General features: G+C 63.0%; 23 protein-coding genes. 8 read left to right on the top strand and 15 right to left on the bottom strand.

What is annotated here, in order from left to right:
- The first annotated feature begins 30 nt into the window (after positions 1 to 30).
- Complete coding sequence (locus ACX4ZE_RS16980) at positions 31 to 888, top strand: poly(ethylene terephthalate) hydrolase family protein (protein ID WP_480274422.1); 858 nt, start codon at positions 31 to 33, stop codon at positions 886 to 888.
- Positions 889 to 914: 26 nt separating this feature from the next.
- Here ACX4ZE_RS16980 and ACX4ZE_RS16975 read toward each other — a convergent pair whose 3' ends face one another.
- From ACX4ZE_RS16975 to ACX4ZE_RS16930, 10 genes are all read right to left on the bottom strand, one after another.
- Entirely contained in the window at positions 915 to 1,280 is a 366-nt protein-coding gene (locus ACX4ZE_RS16975; RefSeq protein WP_480274421.1) for a hypothetical protein, read from the bottom strand.
- 49 nt (positions 1,281 to 1,329) lie between these two features.
- Complete coding sequence (locus ACX4ZE_RS16970) at positions 1,330 to 3,078, bottom strand: hypothetical protein (RefSeq protein WP_480274420.1); 1,749 nt, start codon at positions 3,076 to 3,078, stop codon at positions 1,330 to 1,332.
- 58 nt (positions 3,079 to 3,136) lie between these two features.
- Entirely contained in the window at positions 3,137 to 3,448 is a 312-nt protein-coding gene (locus ACX4ZE_RS16965) for a hypothetical protein (protein ID WP_480274419.1), read from the bottom strand.
- 233 nt (positions 3,449 to 3,681) lie between these two features.
- A complete protein-coding gene (locus tag ACX4ZE_RS16960) occupies positions 3,682 to 3,990 on the bottom strand; it encodes a DUF6802 family protein (RefSeq protein WP_480274418.1) in 309 nt (102 codons plus the stop codon).
- Between the two features lie 94 nt (positions 3,991 to 4,084).
- Entirely contained in the window at positions 4,085 to 4,276 is a 192-nt protein-coding gene (locus tag ACX4ZE_RS16955; RefSeq protein WP_480274417.1) for a PspC domain-containing protein, read from the bottom strand.
- Between the two features lie 112 nt (positions 4,277 to 4,388).
- Positions 4,389 to 4,607 (bottom strand): hypothetical protein, encoded by a 219-nt coding sequence (locus tag ACX4ZE_RS16950; protein WP_480274416.1) that lies wholly within the window; start codon positions 4,605 to 4,607, stop codon positions 4,389 to 4,391.
- A gap of 96 nt (positions 4,608 to 4,703) precedes the next feature.
- Complete coding sequence (gene glmM, locus ACX4ZE_RS16945) at positions 4,704 to 6,077, bottom strand: phosphoglucosamine mutase (RefSeq protein WP_480274415.1); 1,374 nt, start codon at positions 6,075 to 6,077, stop codon at positions 4,704 to 4,706.
- 248 nt (positions 6,078 to 6,325) lie between these two features.
- Positions 6,326 to 6,835 (bottom strand): 30S ribosomal protein S9, encoded by a 510-nt coding sequence (gene rpsI / locus ACX4ZE_RS16940; protein ID WP_480274414.1) that lies wholly within the window; start codon positions 6,833 to 6,835, stop codon positions 6,326 to 6,328.
- Complete coding sequence (rplM, locus tag ACX4ZE_RS16935) at positions 6,832 to 7,275, bottom strand: 50S ribosomal protein L13 (protein WP_480274413.1); 444 nt, start codon at positions 7,273 to 7,275, stop codon at positions 6,832 to 6,834. The genes rpsI and rplM overlap by 4 nt, the downstream gene beginning before the upstream one ends.
- Before the next feature lie 168 nt (positions 7,276 to 7,443).
- On the bottom strand, positions 7,444 to 9,174 hold the full coding sequence (locus ACX4ZE_RS16930; protein WP_480274412.1) for a hypothetical protein: 1,731 nt from the start codon (positions 9,172 to 9,174) through the stop codon (positions 7,444 to 7,446).
- A 420-nt stretch (positions 9,175 to 9,594) separates the two neighbouring features.
- Between ACX4ZE_RS16930 and ACX4ZE_RS16925 the strand changes: the two genes are divergently transcribed.
- The 4 genes from ACX4ZE_RS16925 to ACX4ZE_RS16910 all read left to right on the top strand — a co-directional run bounded on the left by ACX4ZE_RS16925 (position 9,595) and on the right by ACX4ZE_RS16910 (position 12,890).
- Positions 9,595 to 11,037, top strand: coding sequence for a neutral zinc metallopeptidase (locus tag ACX4ZE_RS16925; RefSeq protein WP_480274411.1), 1,443 nt, complete (start codon positions 9,595 to 9,597; stop codon positions 11,035 to 11,037).
- A gap of 189 nt (positions 11,038 to 11,226) precedes the next feature.
- On the top strand, positions 11,227 to 11,607 hold the full coding sequence (locus tag ACX4ZE_RS16920) for a hypothetical protein (RefSeq protein WP_480274410.1): 381 nt from the start codon (positions 11,227 to 11,229) through the stop codon (positions 11,605 to 11,607).
- Between the two features lie 627 nt (positions 11,608 to 12,234).
- Positions 12,235 to 12,552: a WXG100 family type VII secretion target gene (locus tag ACX4ZE_RS16915; RefSeq protein WP_480274409.1), complete on the top strand. Its 318-nt coding sequence runs from the start codon at positions 12,235 to 12,237 to the stop codon at positions 12,550 to 12,552.
- Positions 12,553 to 12,587: 35 nt separating this feature from the next.
- Positions 12,588 to 12,890 carry a WXG100 family type VII secretion target gene (locus tag ACX4ZE_RS16910; protein WP_480274408.1) on the top strand — a complete coding sequence of 101 codons (303 nt, stop codon included), beginning with the start codon at positions 12,588 to 12,590 and terminating at the stop codon, positions 12,888 to 12,890.
- Positions 12,891 to 12,987: 97 nt separating this feature from the next.
- Here the strand turns inward: ACX4ZE_RS16910 and ACX4ZE_RS16905 are convergent, their stop codons facing one another.
- The gene (locus ACX4ZE_RS16905; RefSeq protein ID WP_480274407.1) at positions 12,988 to 14,436 is read right to left on the bottom strand and encodes a type VII secretion-associated protein; all 1,449 of its coding nucleotides are present in this window, start codon (positions 14,434 to 14,436) and stop codon (positions 12,988 to 12,990) included.
- The gene (eccCa, locus tag ACX4ZE_RS16900) at positions 14,436 to 18,470 is read right to left on the bottom strand and encodes a type VII secretion protein EccCa (protein WP_480274406.1); all 4,035 of its coding nucleotides are present in this window, start codon (positions 18,468 to 18,470) and stop codon (positions 14,436 to 14,438) included. Before eccCa ends, ACX4ZE_RS16905 begins: the two co-directional genes overlap by 1 nt.
- A 61-nt stretch (positions 18,471 to 18,531) precedes the next feature.
- On the opposite strand from eccCa, the gene eccD reads away from it, so the two are divergent.
- Positions 18,532 to 20,109, top strand: coding sequence for a type VII secretion integral membrane protein EccD (gene eccD / locus ACX4ZE_RS16895; RefSeq protein ID WP_480274405.1), 1,578 nt, complete (start codon positions 18,532 to 18,534; stop codon positions 20,107 to 20,109).
- Between the two features lie 41 nt (positions 20,110 to 20,150).
- Positions 20,151 to 21,509, top strand: coding sequence for a type VII secretion-associated serine protease mycosin (gene mycP, locus ACX4ZE_RS16890; RefSeq protein ID WP_480274404.1), 1,359 nt, complete (start codon positions 20,151 to 20,153; stop codon positions 21,507 to 21,509).
- Positions 21,510 to 21,551: 42 nt separating this feature from the next.
- Here the strand turns inward: mycP and eccB are convergent, their stop codons facing one another.
- Positions 21,552 to 23,039, bottom strand: a complete 1,488-nt coding sequence (gene eccB, locus ACX4ZE_RS16885) for a type VII secretion protein EccB (protein ID WP_480274403.1) — start codon at positions 23,037 to 23,039, stop codon at positions 21,552 to 21,554.
- A gap of 112 nt (positions 23,040 to 23,151) precedes the next feature.
- Here eccB and eccE point away from each other — a divergent pair, with 112 nt between their 5' ends.
- Complete coding sequence (gene eccE, locus ACX4ZE_RS16880; protein ID WP_480274402.1) at positions 23,152 to 24,795, top strand: type VII secretion protein EccE; 1,644 nt, start codon at positions 23,152 to 23,154, stop codon at positions 24,793 to 24,795.
- A 3-nt stretch (positions 24,796 to 24,798) separates the two neighbouring features.
- Here eccE and ACX4ZE_RS16875 read toward each other — a convergent pair whose 3' ends face one another.
- Positions 24,799 to 25,359, bottom strand: coding sequence for an NADPH-dependent FMN reductase (locus ACX4ZE_RS16875; protein WP_480274401.1), 561 nt, complete (start codon positions 25,357 to 25,359; stop codon positions 24,799 to 24,801).
- A gap of 48 nt (positions 25,360 to 25,407) precedes the next feature.
- Positions 25,408 to 25,588 (bottom strand): hypothetical protein (locus tag ACX4ZE_RS16870; RefSeq protein ID WP_480274400.1); only part of this gene is annotated, 181 nt, incomplete at its 5' end.

The raw sequence follows: 25,588 nt of genomic DNA, 5'->3' as shown, positions 1-25,588 counted from the left end.
ACACCCTACTTATCGGATAACGTTCACGTCGTGTCAGTGTCTGTGAAATCGCTACTGAGCACCCTGACCAGCCGGGGTCCACATCGCGTGTTGCGCGGTAATCTGGCCATCGCCGGCCAGCCAGGGGTGGTGTTCACACCCGAGTCGGGCCGGAATCTTCCCGCCATCGCGTTCGGCCACGGGTGGCTGACCAGTGCCGAACGCTACCGCGGCCTGCTGGAGCACCTCGCTTCGTGGGGCATTGTGACCGGTGCTCCGGATACCGAGCGCGGACCGATCCCCTCACATCTAGGGCTGGCCACCGATTTGCTCACCACGCTCGATATCTGCACCGGCGTGCGGTTAGGGGACGGAGAGATCAGTGTGCATCCCGACCGCCTTGCCCTGGCCGGGCACGGCATGGGCGCAGGTGCCGCGGTCATTGCCGCCGGACAGCGCGAAGTCGCCACTATCGCGGTGCTGTTCCCGGCGCCAACAGCGCCGAATGCCGAACAGATCGCGCCCGAGCTCGATATTCCGGCGTTGATCCTGGCCGGAGCAACCGATATGACCTCGATCGGGTCCAACGCCATCCCGCTGGCCACCGCTTGGGGCGACCGCGCGCTCCTACGCGCCCTCGACCACACCTCGCGCAACGGAATCATCGAAGGTCGCCGTGTTCTAGCCGCGGCGGGGGCGAGTAGACACGAAGCCAAGTCCGCCCGTCTCACCTACGCGCTACTGACCGGCTACCTGCTCGCCACCCTGGCCGACGACAAAACCTATCGCCCTTTCACCGATCCCGAAGCGTTCATTCCACACACTACGGTTATCGACCCCACGGCACCCCGCGAGGAAGAACCGCAGAAGCCGAAACTCGGCCAACTGGTCACGCTCCTGCGCCGATAGCAGACCCTCGTTCACCCGAGGGAGGCTCAGATCAGCCAGCTCGCCCGCTGATAGAACTTCGCCTCTTCGTCCTCCTCATCGATCGGCGTGACCGTCTGACCAGCCTTTCGAGCAGCCATCGACCGAGCGACGGCCTCGCTGTACCCTCGCACCTCGGCCGCGGGCGACCGCTTCGCCCCTTCCTCGGCGTCCTCTTCCCGGACGCGGCCCTGCGCCGACTCGGCGGCATGCGCCATCCGGAGCTGGTTCATGTCGGCTGCCAGGTTGTCGGCGAATGCGCGGCCCGCCGCCGCGGTCCGCTCATTGATCTCCTCGATCTCCTCGATCAGAATCGCCATTCGGCGATAGTTTTCTTCGGCGAGTCGCCTCGCCTCCTCGGCGTAGTTCACCATGCGTCGGCTCCTCATTCACCCTGCATCGCCGCACCGACGGTATCCCGGCTCATAGCGGTCCGGCCTCAGCCAATTCCGCACCGGTGTCGAAGGGGATCTCTGATTCCTCAGCACTCGGCTCAGGTATCGGTTTCGGTCGATGCTCGCCGTCGTTCTCGCTGCGAGCGGCCGACGGAGGTCCGATCGGCGTGTCCGGGTCAGGAGCCGGGCACTGATCGACTGGCTTGCCCTTATCCGAAACCCCAGGAACAGAGTCGGTACCCACCGACCCACCCCCGCCCGACACCTCAGGAACAGGGGGGGCTATGGGAGGTTCGGGCTCTTCAGGTTCCTTCCGCGAGATGAACGGCATTCCATGCTCATCCAATCCGAGACGGAACTCCTGTTGTTCGCCCGACGAGTCGGATAGTAGGAGTTTCAACCGGCCGTCCGGCCCCATCTCGAACGTCAGGTGTTTTCCAGCGATGTCGAACTTCGCTTTGCCGAACTCTTCCTTCGGTACGGCGGTCTCGTCCTGCTCCTTCGCGATACCAGATGTATCGGCACTCTCCGGGCCACTTCCCACCGTGAGCTTTTCGATCGCTTCATCGACTCCGCCCTTGACTGTTCCGCTCAACTCGGTGATGCCTTGATCGACCGATCTAACGAGACCTGTTGCCAGCGGGGGCAACTCCTTCGCCACCTGACCGAGCGAGGCCAGAACTGTCGACTGCCGCGGCACTGAAACAGGTGGTACTGGAGGAATTTGCGTGTTCGGTATCACCGATGCGGTACTCATCATCCCCGGCGACACGCCACCTGGAATCGGCCCCGCACTCATCGGTCCAGCATTCATCGGTCCAGGAGCCACACTCGGCGAAACTGTGCTGGATACGGTTCCCGCCGTTGCGGTGGAGGGCGGCGGCATACCGGGAGAACCTGACGATGGGTAAGGAACAGGCCGGTTCTGCTCACCCGGAGTCGATGGCGTTGCCCCTTCCGGGCGTGGGTACGAGCGCTCGGGTATCGCCGCCAGCGCGCCGACAAGATTCTGGTATTGCAGCTCGAAGTGCGTATCGGTGTATTCGCAGATGTCGACGTAGCGCGACAGTTTGGCGTCGAAGTCCCGCTTGAAGAGATCCAACCAACCCTGGACGGTATAGCGGATCTTTTCGCCATACGCACCGGTCAACTCTTGGTTTCTCCTGGTCCGATAAGCGGGTACATCGAGCTCTGGGAAGATCCGGCCAAGTGCACGCACCTGGTCCCCACTTATCCACTCGTGCGCATTGTGCACCTCGACAATGACTTTCACATCTTCTGGCGTTTTACCGTCGATCTTCACGACCCTGCTGCCATTGCCGGAATTCTCTAGTAGCCCGAGAACGGCATCGGCTTTGGTGCCTGCCGATCTGCGCAACGAATCCACCATCGGGTCGATCGTCCGCAATACCTCCTGCGTATGCCGCCGATCCTCGTCCGCCAGGACGGACTGCTCAGTCAGCATATCGAGCGCGGTAGCGGCTGCCTGTCCTTGCCACAGGGCTGGCAGCTGACCGGTGTAATTCCGTTGCGCATTCCACTCGCTGTCCACCGTGGCCAGTGCGGTTTTCAGCACCTCACCTGTCCGCTCCAGCTGTTCCACCAGAATTCCGCGCTGCTCGTCGTACATCGCCAGTAGCTTGCCGAGAACCCCCCGACCGCCATTACCGCCGAATGCCGCTTCGTACAGCGGCATGAATGCTATCCAATACTGCAGCCCGTAGCTGCCTTCATCCAGGATGGCGTCGATCGCCTTACCTTGCCAGGAAACGGCCATAGTCCCGACTCCTCGAATATGCGGCGCCGTCAGTGAAAACACATGTCATTCGGCGCTGTCACATCGCGTCTGTCTGCGCGGCGCGCCGCCGATCGGTCTCCGCGTAGGCCACGACCGCGGCACCGAGCGCATCCGCGGTCGTGGTGGTGGCGTCGCTCCAATCCCGCAGCCACGCACTGATGCGCTCCAACCCCTGATGCACAGCGATACCCTGCCGCACGTAGTTCCTCCCCGCTGTGCGTCCATCGCCGAACGTATGCTCGGAAACTCGTTCGGCCTGGTCGCGAATGGCTTCCGCGGATATGCGGTAATTGCTACCCAGTGCGCCGAGTTCCCCTGTCCTTACCCCGACCATTTCCGATCCGCCCACGTACTCCCCTCCGTCCTCATAGCACCGACTCGCCGAGCGCCGAATTCCCTTAGCATTGAAGTATCGCCATAGGCCCTTCGACACAGCACGCCGACACTTGTTTCCCCCGAAACCAACTCGATACCCGCACAATCTACTGTCCGAGCCCGACTGCCACAACCAGCGCAGAACTCCTGTGCGACTCCGGACGGGCTACTACCGCGATCCTGATCTGTAACGACCGCCGAGTTCGATCAGTTACCGATCCTGCCCTGATCAGTTCGGACCCATTCCGAGGTGCCATCGGGGTAACGGTGAAACTCCCACGCCGCGTAGTCGCCGTCTTCTTCCACGACAGTGACGTGGTCGGCTAGACCGTCGTGATCGTAATCAGTCCATACCTGCATCGACTCGTCGCTGGTGGTAGTGGTGGAGTCGAGGATGCCGTCACCATCGATGTCCTGGGTGGGGTGATGTAATTCGATCTCGCCCAAGCCGCCGAGCGGCGAGGACGTATCGATGTCCGGCATACCCAGACCTGAGAGTTCGTCCGAGCTGACCATGACTCCTCCTCGAGGGAACTCGTGCGGTGGTGCAGCGCCGCACGAACGGCGCCACACCATCGTGTCATCCTGTGTAGCCAGTCGCAGCCTCAGCTCACTTCTTCGGCATCAGCAACCACAACACCAAGTAGATGACGAACTGCGGACCAGGCAGTAGACACGAAACCACGAACAGCAGCCGAACAACAGTGGCATTCCAGCCGAAATACTCGGCAATGCCACCGCAGACGCCTGCGATCCATTTATCCCGGGTAGAACGAGTGAAACGGCGATTGGGGGCGGTCATGTACTCTTCTCTCTCCTGCGGTGCTCGCAACAACATTCACTGTGCCCTTCATCGCGCGCTCCACCATCGGTCCGACGGGCGATATCGACCCTGATTTCTTCCGGGGTCGAACTCAGGGCACAGCCCCGAACACAGCAGACTCGCGCTGGTGAGCACCACTCCGCATGCCCGCAGCCTCGCGGCTGGTCACGACGAGCGCACGCTGTTCGACGATCTCGATCCGACCCCGGCTCTTGATGACGTGATTCAGACCAGACGGCGTGAACGGCACAGGCAAGTCGACGCTGCCGCACATGCTCGCCGAGCGGCACGCCTCGACGGGCAGTACCATTGCTCAGCTCACCGGACGCGGCAGTCGACTATCCGGCCCATGAGCCGCAGCGGGTGTCCGACGAGACCATCCTCGAATCCCTCACCGCGAGCCGACTCAGACCGAGGCGACCCGCTCAGCCAGTCCATCCGCCAATTGCCGTGCCTGCACCGGGTCGGTGGCCTCGACCATCACCCGCACTAGTTGCTCGGTTCCACTCGGCCGCAGCAGGACTCGTCCGCAGTCCCCGAGGACCCGCTCCGCCTCCAGCACCGCTTCTCGCACCTCGGGCGCGCACGCCACCAGAGACTTGTCGGCGACCGGCACGTTCACCAGAACTTGCGGCACAGTCTGTAATACGCCGGCCAGATCAGCCAGCGTGCGCCCGGACTGCGCCATCCGGGCCATCAGGCGTAGTCCGGTCAGAATGCCGTCACCGGTAGTGCCGTAACGTGGGAGCACCACGTGTCCCGACTGCTCGCCGCCCAGGGTGAAGCCACCGCGCCGCAACTCCTCCAGCACATAACGATCGCCGACGGCAGCGGTGCGTACGGTGATTCCAACCGCACGCATAGCGATGTGTAGGCCCAGGTTGCTCATCACCGTGGCTACCAGAGTGTCATCGGCCAGCTCACCCGCCTCGCGCATACCGAGGGCCAAAATCGCCATGATCGCGTCACCATCGACGAGAATGCCATCGGCGGTAACAGCCAGACAGCGGTCGGCGTCACCATCGTGTGCAAGCCCCAGGTCCGCGCCGTGCTCCAACACCGCGGCGCGAACCTGTTCCATATGGGTCGAGCCACAGCCGTCGTTGATATTCAACCCATCCGGCTCAGCGTTGATGGCGATCACCGTCGCGCCGGCTTCCCGATATGCCGAGGGCCCCACTTCCGCGGCTGCACCGTGCGCGCAGTCGACCACAACGGTCAGCCCGGACAGGTCCTGCCCGGTCGCCTCGACCAAGTGCTCCACATAACGCTCATGGGTGCCGGTGAGACTGTACTGATCCGGAACGACCAGCCCGTCATCACGCGCACCCGCAGCACTGCGTACCCGTCCGATACCCGCACCAGTGGGGCGCAGAGGTGTATCAGCGGCGATGAGCGCCTCTATCCGATCTTCGACCGTGTCGTCGAGTTTGTGTCCGCCCGCAGCGAAGATCTTGATCCCATTGTCCGGCATGGGATTGTGCGAGGCGGAGATCATGACGCCGAAAGACGCGTCGTACAAGCCGGTGAGATAGGCCACGGCAGGCGTAGGCAACACCCCCACCGAAAGCACATCCACACCCGCGGCGGTCAGTCCCGCGGTTACGGCGGCCTCCAGCATCTCGCCACTGGCCCGTGGGTCGCGGCCGACCAACGCGAGCGCTCGGTTCCCACGACTCAGGATCTGCGCGGCCGCACCCGAGATACGCAGCGCGAGTTCCGGACTCAACGATTCATTGGCAATCCCGCGGACCCCGTCGGTGCCGAACAACCGTCCCATACCTAGCCCCTCATTGGTGGATCTGCGGTGTGAGCGACAGGCCAGGAGGCGGCGGCCTGTTCAGTCATGAAGGACCCTGCGAACGCCACACGTTCATACAGCACGAGAGCAGGCCCAGCCATGGACTGGAAGCCTGCTCTCGTCCAGGCGCTGCGTCGGTCGTACCGTGCCGGATACAACCACCTCCGGGCCCGTCCGCCCGTATCCGACGCCTCGGTGCCGGATACGGACAGTGGTCGATGCCGAAATCAGCGCTTCGAGTACTGCGGTGCCTTACGCGCCTTCTTCAAGCCGTACTTCTTGCGCTCAGTAGCACGCGGGTCGCGAGTCAGGAAGCCCGCCCGCTTCAAAGCAGGGCGATCCTCCGGGGTGACCTCGATCAACGCACGAGCGATGGCCAGCCTCAACGCACCCGCCTGCCCCGACGGACCGCCACCGACCAGACGGGCGTGCACGTCGAAGGACTCGGTGCGCTCGACGGTTACCAGCGGCGACTTGACCAGCTGCTGATGCACCTTGTTCGGAAAATAGTCCTCGATGGTGCGACCGTTGAGCACGAAATTGCCGGTGCCCGGCAACAGCCGGACGCGAACGACTGCCTCCTTCCGGCGGCCGACAGTCTGCACCGGACGGTCTATCACGACCGGCCCGTAGGATGCCGAGACCTCGGCCTCCTCGTAGCCCGCGCCGTCTTCGACAACCTCAGCAGTGTCGAATTCCTCGACGTAGTTCTCGTTGAATTCCTCAGGAGCGGTCACTGGGCCACCTGCTTGATCTCGAACGGAATGGGCTGCTGAGCGGCATGCGGATGCGTCGGGCCCGCGTAGACCTTCAGCTTGCCCGCGATCGCATTGCCGAGCTTGTTCTTCGGGATCATGCCCTTGACGGCCTTCTCCACGAGCCGATCGGGACGAGTTGCCAGCACCTCACCGACGGTCCGCGACTTGAGTCCGCCTGGATACCCTGAGTGGTGATGGATCAGCTTGTCCTGCTGTTTGTTGCCGCTGATGGCGACTTTGTCGGCGTTGATGATGATGACGAAATCGCCACCATCGACATTCGGAGCGTAGGTCGGCTTCGTCTTGCCGCGCAGCAAATTCGCTGCCTGAACGGCGAGACGGCCGAGCACTACGTCAGTGGCATCGATGACGTACCACTGCCGGGTCACGTCACCTGCCTTGGGGCTGTACGTAGGCACAGTGCTTCCCTGTCTGTCGTCGGTGTTGCCAGCCGAGCGTGTGGTCGAGCTGTTCCCGGCGGCCGGTGGAGACCCGGGACTCGGCGTACAACCGACCAAGGATCGACCGGTCATTCCACACACCAGCGATCGACAATACCAGTGCGACACCACCCGACGGAAATCACATCAGATCGCGATCGGAGGCCCCAAGTCGATGGCGCCAGGCGGCCCTGGAACCAGGTAGTGCAACGTGTCCACGCCTGCCCGACCGCAGTCCGTCTGCGCATTGCCGCCACCGACCTGATCGCCCCCTCTGGCGGTGGCGATTCCCGGCTCGAACCGGTTGATGACGTAAGGGGTGAGCGGGCACACGACCAGCTCCGCTGTGCTCACACCCAAGCCGGAACGGGTCGCTTGCGCAGTCGGCTCGACCCGATCATCGCCAGTCCCGATCGCGGCTATGGTCAGCGCCAACGCACCTGCTATGGGGGTGATTCCGAACAGGTTGCCCTTCATCTTGTTCCAAAGTTTGCCCTTGCGGGGTGAACCTTCGACATCACTGGATTCCGCATCTGGTTCCCGTCCTGTGCCCTGACGCCGAAGCGTCTGCTCACTATGACGCGGCCCGCGTTGTTCGGATATTCCCGGATCGGGGGATCGTGCGCTTCCCGGCGGCACAAATCCGCCATGAGACGGCCCCGGTGGCGAACCTACCAGGTCGCCCTGCGGATGCTCGAACACACTATTGCGTGGATTGTCCGGAACACCAGGTGGCCGGGTGAAACGGGCGCCCACATCGGCGAGGTTCGGCGGAAGACCGTGCGGAGCCTCGGCACGTCCGGTCCCTGCCGTCGCCTCGTCACGCGAGATAGGGTAGCTCTGAACGTCCGGGGCGGGCCGAGACTGCGGCTGCTCCCCACGGTGTGACCCGGTGTCCGGTTGTTGCCTCGCCGCATCTGTCTGCCGATGGGTGGCTTGCCGCGGTGGATATTCCCGTTGCACGGCGTCCACCGGATGCGGCACGGCGGGCGCAGCTTCGGAGAGCCGGCCCACAGGCTCCGGCTCACTCGTCTCGATGTCGCTCACCAGTAGGTGCACGGCGCCCAGCACGAGCGCGTGCATCGGATGATCGGCCACCCGCAATCGGTGCCCGAGGTGATTCTGGAAGGCCAAACGCAGCGCGTCATTGAAACGCACATTACCCGACAGCAGGACAGTCGAGGTATCCGCGCCGATCGAACGAGCCGCCGCCATCACCTCGATCACCACATCATCCGCGGATCGAGCATCGCGCATGGCCTCCGCATCGACCGGGACGTCGATCGACTCGGTGGGCTGCTCGTCATCGCCGTGCACCGCGACTACCAGCATGCTGCGGCCATCGGAATACACGCCGGTCGCGCCGATATTGTGCGCCTCGGCCGAATCCGGCGAACGCACCAGTCCGAGCGCGCGAACGTAGCCCGACAGTGCGACGCTCTCCGGTAGCGGCTCGACGATGACGCCGAGTTGTTCCACCATGGCGGCGTAGATCTCCACCTTCTCATCCGGCCAGCCGTCCGGAAAAGGCAACGCCACCAGGTCCGGTTTACCACGCACATATTTGCCGATCTCCGCGAGCGGGTTGTACATCCGCGCGCGGAACACCAGTTCTGCCGGCCACGTTGCTCCCGCGACCATGATCTGCGGATGCCCGAGGATGTCACGCACGTCGGCGATCGCCATCCCCAAATCGGGTCTGTTGCGTTCCACACCTGCTGTGTGCAGCCTGCCAGACGAATCCGCCAGCAGATACGCCGGCGGCGTCCACATGCCCTCCACCTGTACCGGACGGACGGGAATACCCTCGCCGCCCGCGGCCACAGACATCACATCCCCACCGAGATGTACTGCCCCTACTCGCACCGTCACAGGCATCAGTGTGCCCGGTCTGCGACCGAGATGCCCACCGTCGTGGTCCGACCCCGATCGTCACCCCTTGCGTGCCGAGGCGGCTGTCGCCCCTTCAGAGCACATCACACCGCCGACGTCTTCGGTCGCGATCGGCGGGGGAGACGATAACGGGCACCGTGAGCATGGACTCCATGAAGCAAGCGCCGAGAATCGGCACTACTGGAATCCGCTGGGTCTCACCATCGCCGGTGGGCAGCTCCAACTGCTACTGAGGCGCACTCGGGCTGACCGCCGGGGAGGCGACGGTGCGGACATCGTACTGCACCCCGATAAAGATATGCGGCGGATATTATTCCATCGTTCGGGCATCAACGGTGCGTCCGATACGCCGTACCCCCGGTCCGGCAACCGATGTTCCTGCAATACCGGCTGATGAGGGGAGCCATGCCGAGAGTCGAGACAACCGTACTCATTACGGCACTGGTGGGAGTTCTGATGCTGGCCGGAGGTTGTACCAAGCTGGTAGACGGCAGAGCGGTCTCCATCTACGACGATCCGTTCAAAGTTGCGGGCCTGCCCACTACGAGCGGACCGAACGGACCACGAATCGACGTCCCGGACAGCACACTCACCGCCGTCAACAGTGATGGCGGCACGATCGACACACTGGTGCTCAATGCCATCGACGACATCCAGACGTATTGGCACGGTGAGTTCGACAAGGGATTCCAGGGCGAGTTCGAGCCAGTCGAGAAGTTGGTGTCCTGGAATGCGAAAGCCCCTCGCAGCGAAGCGGTCGAATTCTGCGAGGAAAGCACCTATCACCTGGTGAACGCCGCCTACTGCCGACTGGACAATTCTATCGGATGGGATCGCTCGGTGCTGCTTCCCGCCGTGGAACGGACTTTCGGGAAGATGGCCGTGGTGATGGTGCTCGCGCACGAGTACGGCCACGCCGTACAGACCATAGCCGAGATCGTCGGATCGAAAGATCCGGTGATCGTCAAAGAGCAACAGGCCGACTGCTTCGCGGGAGCGTTCATCCGCCATGTCGCTGAGAACAAGGCCGCACACTTCACAATCAACACCTCTGATGGCCTCAATTCGGTACTCGCCGCCACCGTCGCTATCCGCGACTCCGATCCCGACGACCCGGAAAGTGTGCACGGCTCCGCTTTCGAACGCGTCACTGCGGTGCAGATCGGTTTCACCAACGGTCCCAAGGGATGCAAAGGAATCAACGCGGAGGAAATCGACCAGCGCCGCGATGGCCTGCCGCGGAGTTTCGGTAACGACGAAGGGCGCGGCGAGCATCCCATAACGAAAGAATCCTTGGTCGAGCTCACCAAGGCGCTCGAAGCTATTCTGCCGATCACAGATGCACCAGCCTACGACTACTCCCGGACGACCCTCGAGTGCAGCGATGGTGCGGTTACCGAACCGGTCTCGTATTGCCCAGCCGAGAACACGATCGTCATAGACATACCTGGCCTCGCCGAAAGAAGCAGTTCCGTCAACGACAACGATCCACTACCGGTCAAGGTGACCGGCGACTACAACGGTTATATCGTGTTCATCTCTCGATACACTCTGGCCGTCCAGCACAGTCGCGGCCAGGGTCTGGTCGGCGCCAAAACCGGCCTGCGCGCAGCCTGCCTATCCGGAGTGGTCACCGGCAAACTCGCCGAATCAGAGCGGCCGGCTGAGCAAGGCGATATTCGGCTGTCCGCAGGCGATCTCGACGAGGCAGTCTCTGGTTTGCTCACCGACGGCCTGGCGGCCAGCGATGCACAAGGCCAGACGGTGCGCAGTGGTTTCTCCCGCATCGATGCCTTCCGCGCGGGCATCATGAATGGCGAAAAGGCCTGTACATCGCGATATTCATAAGCCGGCAGCACATTAATCCTCCGAAGGAGGGCACGGCGGCGAACTCGAAACACGACACCCGACTACCGATCAGCACCTCTGTACCGAGCACCAACCGGATCCAGTCGTGATAGCAGGGCGGGCGCGGGTGCCGTTGGTCGAGCCGCAGTCGACCACAGTTATATCCCAGTCCATCGAGAGGATCTCGGCATGCGTCCGGAACATGTCGCAAGAAGCGTCACCAACGCACAGTGCGCCCAGACTGCGCTCGACTATATCGGAATGCTCCGGGTCGTGGCTGATCATCCTATCGGTGGTCGACATATGGGCTGTACCGTCATCCAGCCGACCACAATCGGCATACCCGATATGGGCATCCTGGACACCTATCTACTCAGTGATTCCCTGAATCGACAAATCGAACACGCGGCGGCGAAACCGTTGTACGAGAAAAATGATGCCGAACATTTTCTTTCTCCGGTGCGGATACTTCCTCGACGGACACCAACTACGCCGACGCTGCAAAATTTTCGAAACGACGGTAGCGCAACTTCTCGAAGGCGCGTTTTTGATAAGTATGCGCGGCAATGAGTCAGCTTCCCCGCTTCTGACAGGGATCTTCATCGCCCAGGACATGAGATATGGCGCCACAAGGAGTTCCTGACGCCAAGTGCACCCCGCGTCCGAAGCACGAGCAACGGCATCGCGCGCGTTGCGTTATAGGCAATATGTGTACCAGGCCTGGACACACGAGTATGTGTACTAAGCCTGAGTACACGGCAGGGTACCCAACAACAGGCAACGGCACAGTACGTGCTAATGGTCGACGCACAATGGACGCTACTTCCTGACCAACATGTTTCGCTACAGATGTACTGCAAACCGTTGGTAGCGAGTGGCATTGAAGTTCGGTAGGGTGTACGCAGCCAGCCCACTCGCCGAGCATTACAGCAGCGAGCAGGGGGAAGGAGGGGAAACATGAGCTGGCGCTACATGAATCACGCGAGCCTGAGGGCTCATACTGTGAACTTGCGAACAGGCCGACATACGGCCACTCAAACCATGAACGAGCCGAACCAAGGGCGCGGAGGCCCCGATCTCGTGGGCGATGTCAGATTTTCTCGGATCGAGTGGAACCGATCAGGCCTACGCCGCGTCCAATCAGATGTACAGGCCAACTGTGGATTCCGCTGTTGACCGATACCGAAAGGAGCCGAAATGGCAGGACAGCTCGAAGCGAGCGAAGAGGCGATCTCGAAGTTTGTGGAAAACTGCCGACAGCGGCATCACGATCTGCAAACGGCGATTACCGCGTTGAACAGCAAGTCGGATCAGACCACCGCGACCTGGAGCGGTGCGGCGCGCCAGTCGTTCGACACTTTCATGGACAGCTACTTCGCCCAGGCAAGAAAATTGAACGATCAGCTGGACCAGACCTCGGACAAGCTGGCCCAGGCCGGCCGGAGGTTCGCGGACCAGGACCAGCAATTTGCCCAGCAAGTGGCCGCACAGGCTTCCAGCCTGAATCTTCCCTGATTCGACAGCCGAACCACAGATAACAAGGAGCTCCTATGGTAGCGAACGATCCCGGTCGGATTGCCTCCAACTTCGGTGAAGTCGAGGCGGGCGCCCAGGCTATCGTGTCCGAGGCCCGTAACGTCATGACCATGCTCGAAGACTTCCACAAGCAGGTCACCGACTTCGTCACAAATTACTGGAAAGGTGATGCGAACGACGCGTTCGCATCACTGCAGGCCCAGTGGAACACCCAGGTAACCCAGCTGAACACCACGCTCGAAAGCGCGGGCAGACTGGTCAGCAGCGGTAACTCGGAGTTGCAGAGCACCGACACCGCTCTCGCGAGCCTGTTCTGAGCTCCGCTGGATTCGTGCCCCGACAGCCTGCTGTCGGGGCACGAATCATTTCATAACCACGTCATCGAAAGTTATTCGGTCTTGCACCCGTTCCTCATCACGAAATCACGCGCACCGAACGGGCAAACAACTCACATGTGCTCGCCAAGTCCTGCCAACTGTCGTCGAGATACTGACAACCGATGCTGACTTGGATGTCATGCTCCACCAAGACATGCCAGCGGACGGTTGATCCGTCGCCGGGGCGCTCTGAGTAGGCCAGTCCCAACCTTCCACCGAAGTCCACGTCACGACGCAAATCACTGAGCACACCGTTCACTCGTTGTGCCATCTGGGCCTCGAGGTTCACAACCACCTGTTCGTACTCAGAACCTGCGACAAGAGGGGTCTGCATGACAGTGATGCGTTGGCGGAGATCACTTTCTGGAACCAGGTCGATACGCGGCTTCCCGTTGCCGAGAGCCGAGGAGATGCGCCATTTATCAGGAATCTGAAAGGTTATGCGACCGAACACCTCTGGCGACACCAGTGCACTGGGTTCCAGTGGAGAACTGGTCCCGGTAGGTTCGGGCGTCGCCGAGTCTGCCGGCGCCGACACCTGGCCTGCGGTATCACCGGTACGGTTCAACAGAACAATAGACGCCACGACAACAACGACAGCGGCCATAACCGCAATCGTGGCCGCGACATAGCTTCTCGCACTGCGACCCGGCTGTTGAGCGGCCGCACGTTCACGCAACGACTGCATCCATTCGATCCGCGGCTGATTCACTGCGGTAACTTGCGGATGGTTCGGCACTGAGCCGGCGTCACGGAACAGGTCATAGCCTGTGATCGATCTGATTTTCACGGCTTTCCCAACAGCATGCTGTACGGCCGCATCTACCGATTCGAGCATTTCCCGCTCCAGAACTCCGACGATCTGGACGAGATCTATAGGCCGTCCTTCCAGCAGCCGAGTGATCAGCGCGCACAACTCATCGAAGCCGGGCGATTCCGGTAGCGCCTCGGTAAACGCGAGAGTCGGCTCATATTCACACGATTCGATATGCACGCCGCGATGACTGCGGATAACCGCCGATGCTGTGGTGCTGAGCGTGTCGAACTCGAGCACCAGAGTCCGATAACTGTGGCTGGTACCTTCATCTGCCATAACGGACCTGACCGCGATGTCTTCGAAGGCTACGTCGACCGCACTCCGGTATGCCGCCTGCTCGAGTACCGAACGACGCGACCGACCCCAACCAGTTGGACAGATCAGGACAAATCGCTCACAAGGGAGGATTGAACCGAGATTCTCCAGAATTTCGGCGAACACAGCACTCATCGCATCGACTACCGACGGAGCTCTTGACGATAATGCGATCGCATCAGCACTGATGAACTGGACCACTGAACTCGCCTGAGCGGACGGTGTGAGCGACCGACCGACAATAAGGCCGACCTTGTCGCTGCCCACAGTGATCGAAGGTGGCACGTCCCAATGCGTGGTTGCCCCGCGCGCCCAGAGGCGCGTATCGGTGACCACCAGCTCGACGGCGGACATCAGGGTGGGGGCATCCAGGCTGTCTGTACCAGCCCCTCGGTATTACGGGTTACGTATGTACCACGACCTGGCGGCATAGTGCTCGGGCGCGTAGTGCCCATCAGAACCCCCTCGTCACGGCTACAGCTCATGATCAAGCCCGCTGAGCTGAGATCCTTCATCTTGGCCAAGGTCGGCTCGAACATCGCCCGGCTGGCACCACCCGAGCGCCGGGCGATGATCACGTGAAAACCGAGATCGCGGGCATGAGGCAGATGCTCGAGCAACGCCTGAACCGGATTGCCCGAAGATGTGGCCACCAAATCATAGTCATCGACGATGACATACAGCTCCGGACCGCTCCACCAAGACCGCTCGCGCAGCTGCTGGGCAGTGACGTCCGGGCCCGGAGTGCGATTGGCGACGTAGCTGGCCAAATCGTTCATGTTCTGGGTGAACTGCGGTGCCGTCGAGCCGTAGCCGGCGAGGTACCCCTCGGGAACCAGGCCGAGCATGGACCGCCGGTAATCGCCGAGGATGAAACGAGCCTGGTCGGGAGTGTTGGCCGCGGCGATGCCCTCGATCAGAGAGCGCAATAGTGTCGTCTTACCCGATTCGGTATCGCCGATGATGATGAAGTGCGGGCTCTCGGCGAAGTCGATGTATACCGGCGCCAGCTCGGACTCGTTGATCCCGAACGGGATGCGCAGGCACTTGGTGCTCGGGTCGAGCCGCGAAGCCCAGTCCCCCGCCAGGTTCAATAGCTGCTCTCTGGGAAGCCGCTCGGGCAGCATACGGACCTGCGGCGCGGGTCGACCTGGCGTCATTCTGGCAATAGTGGCGACCGCGTCGGCGACCGCTCGCCCCAGATTGTCCTGGTCGGCGTTGCCGTCGATGCGCGGCAAGCCGGTCAGCATGTGCAGGCATTCCGGAGTCATACCGCGGCCGGGCCTGCCCTGCGGAACCAACGAAGCGAACTTACGGCCGAGATCGGAGTCCATCGGATCGCCCAGGCGCAATTCGATCCTGGTACCGATCTGGTCCTTGAGCGCAGGACGCGCCTCGGCCCAGCGGGCCAGGGCTATGACCACGTGCACGCCATAGGACAAGCCCTGCACCGCGAGATTCATGATGGTCTGTTCGAGCATCTCGAAGTCCTGGCGGATCGAGCCGAAGCCGTCGATCACCAAGAACACATCGCCGAACGGTTCCTCGTGCGCGCCCACGGCAGCCGGGCTGCTCGCGGGGTCCATCGAGCGCAACCTACGGAACTCGGTCATCGATTCGATGCCGAGCTGGCGGAACCGAGCCTCCCGGTGGCGTACGATCGTGGTCATCTCGGCGATGGTGCGCCGGACCTGATCCTCGTCCAACCGGCCCGCTACCGAGCCGACGTGCGGCAACCCTTGCAGGCTCGCCAGGGTACCGCCACCGAAGTCGAGGCAGTAGAACTGTACTTGTTCGGCGGTGTGGGTCATGGACATCGCCATAATCAGGGTGCGCAACGCGGTCGACTTACCAGACTGCGGGCCGCCGACGACAGCGACATTGCCACGGGCGCCGGACAGGTCGACGATCATCGAATCACGACGCTGGTCGTAGGGGCGGTCGACAATACCGATCGGGGCGCGCAATGTAGCCACCGCCGAGTACTCACCGGTGAGGGCAGAGCGCGGGATGAGCTGGTCGAGCGTGGGCGCCTCGTCCAACGGCGGAAGCCAGATCTCATGGGCCGGAAGGCCATGACCTTGGATCCGGGAAACCAGCATATTCAGATCGGACAGCTGCTCGCCGTCCTCGTCCCGGTGCTCGGGCTCCAGGCTCGGCTCCGGCGGCAGCGGCACGCGGTCCGCCTCCCGGAAGTCGACGTGCGCGGCGGTGAACGGCCTTACCTCGACGTCGATCTCGCCGGACTGGGTAGCGACAGTGATATCGCGCTGCGAGCCACCGCCGATGTACGGGCCGGAGACGTAGGATGCTTGGAAGCGCTGGATCTCGCCGGAGTCGGCCTTCAGATAGCCGCCACCGGGAACGTTCGGCAGATTGTAGGCGTCCGGCACGCCGAGTACCTGGCGGGATTCATTGGCGGAGAAAGTCTTCAAACCGATCCGGTAGGACAGGTGCGACTCCAGCCCTTTGAGCTTACCTTCCTCCAGCCGCTGTGAGGCGAGGAGGAGATGTACGTGCAGCGAGCGGCCGAGGCGGCCGATCATGACGAACAGTTCGGCGAAATCCGGATGCTGGGTGAGCAGCTCAGAGAACTCGTCGAGCACGACGAACAGGGCAGGCAGTGGATCCAGATCGGCTCCTGCGGCTCTGGCTTTCTCGTACTCGGAGACGTTGGCGAAATTGCCCGCCGCCCGAAGCACTTCCTGGCGACGGTTCATCTCGCCTGCCAAAGCGTCCTTCATCCGGTCTACCAGATCCGACTCTTCCTCCAGGTTGGTGATAACAGCCGCGACGTGCGGCACACCATCCAACCCGAGAAACGTCGCGCCGCCCTTGAAGTCGACGAGCACCAGGTTCAGCTGATCCGGCGAGTGCGTGGCGAGCAGACTGAGCACCAGGGTGCGCAGGAACTCCGACTTACCGGAACCGGTGGCGCCGATGCAGAGGCCATGGGGGCCCATACCGTTCTCGGCGGCCTCCTTGATATCCAGTTCCACTGGCAAGCCATCGGCGCCCACCCCGAACGGAACACGCAGCCGCTCCCGACCGTACCGTGGGCGCCAGGCGTGTTCGGGATTGAACGTACCGATGTCACCGAGGCTCATCAGCTGGCTCCAGGTCGAGATCACGTCGGAGTCAGCGGCGTCCGCATCGCTGCTGCGCTGGGTCGCGGCCCGGTAGGGTGCGAGTCTGCGCGCCGCCTGCTGGGCTTGCTGGGGGCTGATCCGGTCGATCAGCGCGAAGCGCTCTTGGTTTCCGGTCGCGCCGCGGCCGACGCATTCGCCGCTTTCCACGATCATCTTTATGCCACGGGATACTGCCAGGCGCGGCGCGTAGCCACACAGATCGATCAGGGTGACGCTCTCGTAACCGGATTCCCGCAGCTGATCGTCCTCCGCCTCGAGCAGTCCGCCGTCGACCACAATGACGATGTGCACCATATTGGGGTTGGCAGGTTGATTGCGCGAGTACCTGACCCGGTTACCCAGCAGTGGCTGCAATCCGGCCATGGCTTCCCGGATCGACCCGTAGAACATGCGCTGAGTACCGATGCCGTCCTGCGTATCGGGATGCTGAGTGTGCGGCAGCCACTTCGTCCACTCCCACTCCCCAGCAGTGTCCGAACCGCAAACCACCGCGACGAGCACTTGGTCCGGTGCCTGGAACATGCACAGCTGCACCAGCATCGCGCGTGTCATGTCCCGCGCCTCGTCACGGTCGCCATCCAGCGCGATAGTGGCGAAACCCTTGATCGCGATCGCGGTCGGCAGGTCGGGCACAGTCGAATAGGCGCGCACGAAACGGCGCAGCGAGACTGCGGCGATCGGCTCCAGCTCTTCGACCGGGCCGGTCTCCGGAGCGACCAGCCGGGTGGCCAACCGCTGGCCGCCGACGCCGATACGGGCGTGGCAGAAGTCCTTGTCACCCGCGCGACGTTCCCACATACGGCTGGTCCCGGCGAGCATCCAGACCAACCCCGGTTCGGGGTGACTCCACTCGACGGACGTGCGCTGCTGGCGCGCGGTCTCATCAACGTCCTTGCGGACCTGGTCGAGGTAGCGCAGGTAGTCCTTGCGATCCTCATTGGCCTCCGCGGCCTTCTGCCCCTTGCCCCCACCCTGACCAGCGAACATACCGATCATGGAGAACAACATCATGAGCGGAAACATCATGGTCATCGGGTTCGACGCGATGCCGCCCCCTCGAGTGAACAGCAAGGCCATCATGCCGACCATGCCGATCACCATCACGACCGGCATCAATTTCAGCAGCAGATTTCCCGGTGTCACCCGGGGGATTTCGGGCGGTGGCTGCAGCGTGACCTCGCCACCAGGCGAACGAGGCATCTCGCGGCGCACGCGGCGCTGGAAACGGACAGTGCTCATCGACCGAGAATCCCCCTTCGGCAAGATGTGTTTCGGGCTCAGTGTAGAGGCCACAGCCGACATGTCGTACAGTTCGACCAGCATTCTGCTGTCCGGACTGTGGGTTCGCAAACTCGCCCCCGGCCCGAGGGGCCGCGGAATCACAAGCTGGAAGACTGAGTTGGGGGAAGGCTTGACGCACGCGCGACTTGACCACATCGACGCAGAATCCGCGCGCGGGGTCGTCCGCGCCCCCGACCTCGCCCGAGTGACGATTCTGGCCAAGCACACTCAGGTCGACATGGCCATACCGGTCGATGTGCCGGTTGCGCTGGTAATTCCCAGTGTTGTCGACATGGTTGCTCAGCACAGCCGCACCAACGACTTCGATAACGAGGGCGAACGCTTCGAGCCGGCGGAATGGGTGCTCGCCCGGATCGGCCATCCGCCGTTGTCCAATTCGCTCAGTCTCGGTGAACACGGTGTGCGCGACGGCGAACTACTGATGCTGGAAAGCGCGTCGAACGCCGCACCGACACCACTGTTCGACGACATCATGCACAACGTCGCGATCGCCGACGCCGAGCACTATCGCAGCTGGACGCCACGCGTGGCGCGGATCACCGGCTCGGTGTTCGCCGCGGTCACCATGCTCGTCGGTTGCCTCGGTCTGTTGCTGTCGCCGAGCGCACTGCCCATCGGGGTGGGCGGGTCGGTCGCCTTGATCGTCACAATCCTGCTCGTTGTCGCGGCGATGGTGCTGAGCCGGATGTACGGCGACACCGGAACCGCGCTGGTGCTCGGCGGCTGCGCATTGCCCTCCGCATTCACTGCGGGCATGCTCTATGTACCGGAGCACTACAGCTGGGCGCATGTCCTGCTCGGCTCGGTCATGGTGGGTGCGACGGCGATTCTGGCCTGGCGCGTCATCGGCGTCGGGCTCGCGCTGTTCATCGGAGCGGCCACGCTCGCGACGTACTCGGTGCCCGCGGCACTGGTCGGCCTGCTCACCGAGCAGTCCGAGCGCGCGATCGGTGCCGGCACCGCGGCACTCGGACTCGCTGGTCTCGCATCGGCACCACGTATATCGATGTTGCTCGCGAAACTGCCGCTGCCGCCGGTCCCTTCGCCGGGTACTCCCATCGACCCGACCGAAGACGATCCCGACGACCACCGCGCGCTGCCCACCATGGAAGTGTTGCGGGCGAAAGCGGAACGCTCTCGGATGTACCTCGCAGGCCTGGTTTCCGCGACTACGCTGGTCACCGCGGTCGGCGCGCTGGCTGCTACCGATCCGGCCTCCGACGATCCGTATTGGCAGGGTATCGCGCTCGCGCTGGTCTGCGCGGTGGTGCTGATGTTCCGCAGCCGTACCTATGCCGGCGCGGAGCAGGCCGTGGTGCTCATCGCGGGCGGTTCGGCAATTGTGTTGATCATGTTGGCAGGGGTCGCTTTCGTGATGAACCAGCCACTGATGGTGTTCGGCGCAGCAATGGCCGCGCTGATCGCGGCATTGATCCTGGGCATCATCATCCCGAACCAATCGGCCACGCCACCGATGCGGCGCGGGGTGGAACTCCTCGAGTACGGGTTCGTCGCCGCTGTACTGCCCCTGGTTTTCTGGATCACCGAGCTCTACTCCCTGGTACGCGGCCTGTGAACCGGATTATGCGCATCACAGCGGCAGCTGTGATGTTCGGTATGAGCGCCTCACTGGGGCAGGGCGTCGCCTACGCCGATCGGCCACCACCGATCAATCCCGGCATGCTACCGCCCGGCGCCCCCGCGGCGCCGCCGGAACCCACCGAACACCAGAGCAACGCACCGTGTCTGAGTACTCGACAGGGTGGCGACGGCCCAACCGTCCCGGTGCCGCAACAGTCCCTGAATTTGCCCCGTGCCTGGGAATTCTCTCGCGGCCAAGGACAACTCGTCGCTGTTATCGATACCGGCGTCTCCCCGCATCCCCGCCTGCCCGATCTGCAGCCCGCCGGTGATTATGTGGCAGCAGGCGGGGACGGCACCGAGGACTGCGACGCGCACGGCACCGTAGTCGCCGGTATCATCGGTGCGAAACCGGTGGACGGCCAAGGATTCTCCGGCGTCGCACCAGAAGCGCGGATCATGACGATCCGACAGACCAGCAGTAGATACCAGCGAGCGGGAGCACAAGCGCAGAAGCGGCCGGAAGACCCCCCGGACGGCTACGGCAACATCGATGCCCTGGCTTCCGCGGTGCGTCGCGCGGCTGACCTCGGCGCCTCCGTCATCAATATCTCTCTGGTCCTCTGCACTCCTGGTTCCCATAATCCCGCTGATGGCAGGCTCGGCGCCGCAGTGCGTTACGCCGCGCTGGAGCGCGACGTCGTCATCGTGGCCGCGGCCGGAAACAAAAAGGACAATTGCCAGGCGGGCAATCCCGATATCGACCCGACCCGACCCTATCGCGATCTCTGGGACACCCTCGCCACGAATGTCACGCCCGCACGTTACGACGACTACGTCCTCAGTGTGGGGTCGATCGACGCGAACGGCCAACCGTCGCAATTCACCGTGCCCGGCCCGTGGTTAGGCGTCGCGGCGCCCGGCGAGAACATCGTATCCCTGGATGCACGTGGTTCGGATACCGCCAACGGAATTGTCGACCCACGACAAGGCAAAGCGGATACCTTGCAAGGCACCAGTTTCGCGGCACCGTACGTCTCCGGCGTGGCTGCCCTGGTTCGTGCGCGATTTCCCGAGCTCAGCGCGCAGGAAGTGATCAAGCGCATCCAGGCTACGGCGCATGCACCGGCTGAAGGATGGAATCCCTACCTCGGCTACGGCGCTGTCGATCCAGTGGCCGCACTGACCAACGAAGTCCCCGGCGAGCTGCTGCCGAAACGCCCGAGCCCAGCGAAGAATACGCAGCTCGCGGTGCCCCTGCCACCTCCGCCACCGGACAACACCGCCCGTGACGTCGCGCTGATCGGCAGTAGCTCGATCGGCGCACTGCTGCTTCTCGGCTATCTCGCCTCATTCCCGATCCGACGAAGGTTAGGCGTCCGCGAGGACGGGTGAGCATTCCCCAGGTCGGGTGCCGGCACTGTCACCGAGATCTCGTCAATTCACCGCGACCAGCTGCGCAGCAGGTGCGGAGTCCGGAGCGATGCCGTCATGGGCGACCATGGCGGCCTCTCGGCTGAGCGCGGGACCGCTGGCGAGCAAACCCACGATCGGCCACGGCGCCGGTTCTGATGTGACCTCTGCTTCCGGATGCATACCGAGTGCTTTCGCAGCCTCTTCATCTTTGATGCCGAATCGGACACCGGTGTCTGCGATATAGAACATGCCGTCTTTGCGCCTGCTGTCCGGTTCGATACCGGTGGTCTGGACGAAAGCACCTGAGCCGGGCTGGAAGTACACCGAGTCGACATTGTCGCCTCTGCCGTCTGCCTGAGCCAGCGGAACCAATCTCGCGTTGCTGGGCATCGGCAGGTCACTTCCATCGATCACCGACAGTTCTGCACGCACGGCGACATCGGTATTGTTCGCTGCGCCGGGGATCGGCTGCCACGACAAGCAACTCACCGGTCTGGCCTCGGATTGGACGATCGTAGGCGCGGTTTGCGGATAAGTTTCGACCTTCAGCGCACGCGACGGCGGCGCATAGGTCTGCTCGAAATCGCCGATGACGGTGCCATGGTCCGGGTTGCGCTGCGAACTTCGGATGATATCGGCGGTGAATGGGCTGATGGGTTGCAGACCGTCGTACAAGACAACGAAATTCTGTCCGTCCTTGTCGGAGACCTGAACCACTGTGCCGTTCTTCAATCCGTTGATCGAATAGCCGTTGGGCACACCACCGGGATCGGTGATCTTCGGCGGCACAATAGGATTCACCTCGGGGATGGCGTTCAGCAACCCCTCGCTGATCGGCCGAGGGGACATCCCCCGGATCCGCAGCGGAACGGTGACGGCGGGATCGGTCATATCGACGCGAGCGCGGGTGTTGTTCCACACCAAATAGGTCGCGTCTTTCCCCGCTACCAACAGCGCTTTGTCCGCCCCCATCGCGGAAGCCTTTTCGCCGAGTTCCAGGTCACCGATCAGCACAGCGGTACTGCGGTCGTCGCTGCCATCGGTTTTCAGCGAGTCGCACACCGTCCAGGTATGTCCCTTGCCCTCTTTGTCGAAGTGCAGAGCGCCCGGAGCGCCGGGAATACCGATCAGCGGGCCGCGCGCCCGTGTGCTCAACTCGGATTCCTTTACGATCGCAGGCTTGGCCGGCTGCCCCGCGGCGAGGCGGGCCGAGGCGAGGTTGAGGGCCGGATGCACCACATTATCGAGCACCACATAGACCGCGCCGGAATCCTTACCGATCAAGATCGTGTTGCTACCGATCTTGTCCTGCGGCTTCAACAATGCGAGCACACCGCAACCGGCCAGCACGACACAAGCCAGGACCAGACCGACCGCATACGCGCGAGATTGAGAACGCATGGGGTCGTGCAGCATGCGCACGTCTCGGCGCACCAGTGCGTGCTCCATTCGCCGGACCAGAAAGCGGTAGCCGCTCACCTGCCAGCGTGTAGTGGGTTTTGAAGGCATTATTCCTCCCCCGAACAGTGCTCGCGTTCGCCGAACACAGTACAGTTTCCGAGGACTCTTGTTCAGCTCGGCCACTCCGAACCGGCCGACACCGGGTACTTGGGGGACAACGATGACGCAACCGGTCGGTGTGGGATCACGACCGCTCCTCGGGCGCATCTCGATGCAGAACTTGCTGATCGCCCAGATCATCGGACTGATCGCCGGGCTGATCGCATTGCTGTCCGGTCTCACAAGTCCAGCGGCACTCGGCATGGCGGTGCTCGCGGCGTCGCTCCCGCTCATCCCTCTAGCCAAACGCACCCCGCTGAACTGGATCGCCACATGGTGGCGCTATCTCACCCGCCGGACATACGAGATCGGTGATACCGTCGATTTCCGTGGCACGGACGGGCGTTCACTCGGCCTGTACCGGGACGGCAGCCGCGTGGTGACGGTGGTCGAGGTACTTCCTCCGCCCGGGGGCCTGACCAGGATCGCCCGCACGACAGTGCATGCCACACATCTGCTTCCATTGCCAGAACTGGCGAAATGCCTGAATCAGCACGACATTCTGCTCAGCGGGATCGATATCGTCAGCCACGGTCACCGCAGTCGCTCGGGCACACCCGCAGGCCCGATCTACGAATCGCTACTCGGCCCGCTGCCTGCTACCGCGCACCGCACGGTATGGCTCGCGATCAGCTTCGACGCGGTAGCCTGCCCGGAAGCCGCAGCCCGGCGAGGTGGCGGGGCCGAAGGCGCCTCGCGGGCGGTCACCATCGCAACCCGACGCATCATGCGTACGCTGGAGGACGCCGACTGCAATGCCCGCATCCTGACCGCGCCCGAGATCCGCAAGGCCGTCCTGCGGATCACCGGCGGTTACGATCCGCGCACTCTGGGGCATCGCTGGCGCTATGCCGAAATCGGCAACAGTGTGAACATCGGCAATGCGATCGACCCTGGGCGGCTCGGCTCCGAGTTGCTTGCCCAGCTGTGGGTGGCGCCTTCCCGCGGCACCACTGTGACGGTACGGCTGCGGCCAGGAAGTTCGGCGGAATCGGTCGCCATCGGCGCCGCCTGGCGACTGACCGCACGTGAATTGCCGGAACGATCCGAACTGACGGGCATGGTCTCGATGAACGGACGCCACCGTGATGGTCTGCTCGCGCATCTGCCGATCGCCATACCCGATCTGGACGACATGGCCCCGATGGTCGAGTACCCCGTCGATGTGATAGGCCACCTGCACCTGCCCTCCTCTGGTTGTGGTCAACTGATCGGCTCGGACGACGAAGGTAATGGCGTCACAGTCCGTATCGTCGGTGCCGGTATCTCGACCGTGTACGTCGCGGGCGAGTTGTATCTGGCACAACAACTGGTATTCCGCGCGCTCGCAGTCGGTGAACGGATCCTGATCCGCACCGACCGGCCGCACGCGTGGGAAAACCTGGTCACCACGATCGGAAATCCGGAGCGGCTGACCATCGCGGTCGAAACCCATCAGTCCGACGCGGGGTTCACTGCGGCGGTGGTCGATGGGGTGCTCGCACCCGCCCCACACGCGGGCGTCACCACCATTTACCTGACCGGTGACCCGAGGGGCTTGCCTGTCACCAGACCTGACCTGGCAATATACCAGCCGGGCGCGATCGGCAACCACGTCGTGCTGCGCACCGGCACCGTGCAGATCGACCTGACCCTGGTGTCTATTCCTCGGGAAGCCACCTATATCGGCCAGCCGCGCGGCCGCCACGCCATGACAACTCGGTAGCAACTAGCCGGGATACGGATCAGCCGACCTTGCGACGCGTAAGGTGCGTGCCCACCAGGCCAATTGACGCATCATACGGTGTGCGGCGTCGATCGCGGCGCCATCGCGGGTGTCGCCACCCTCGTCGAATCGCTTCTTGGCTTGATGGAAGCTGACGGTCTCGCGTACGGAAACCATGTGGATCTCAGCGACGACCTGACGCAGCTGTTCCACTGCGCGCAGGCCACCGGAGAGGCCACCATAAGAGACGAAGGCGACGGGCTTGGCTCGCCACTCCTGTTTGGCGGTGTCGAAGGCGGTTTTCAACGACGCGGGGTAGCCGTGGTTGTACTCGGAGGTGATGACGACAAAAGCGTCAGCGGCGCGCAGCCGAGTACGGTAAACCGCGGTCCGCTCAGTCTCTATAAGCTCGACAGGCAACGGGGTATGCGCGAGATCGATGACACCGGTATCGAATTCGGGGTAGGCGCGCGTCGTGCGCAGGAACCAGTCGGCAACGACCGGCGCGAACCGCTCCGGACGCACACTCGCCACAATGACTTCCAGCCGCAATGGGGTGTCCACCGCGCGAGCATAAGTCACCGCCGGGCCGAGCGAGGACACGACGGTCCGTCACCGTCCCCCGATACAGGCCATTTCGGGTATCCCGTGTAGGAGCGATATGGGAAATGTGCGACTGCCGACCTCAGCGAGAGCGAGCGCGTACGGGTCGACCGTGGCTGGGCAGTACTGACGATATCCGCAGACCTGTTCACCCACCGGCACTGGTAGAATGAACAGTTCTGCGATCGAC

It is taken from the genome of Nocardia sp. TBRC8007, from assembly GCF_056629435.1.
This window is presented reverse-complemented; position numbering and strand designations above follow the sequence as displayed.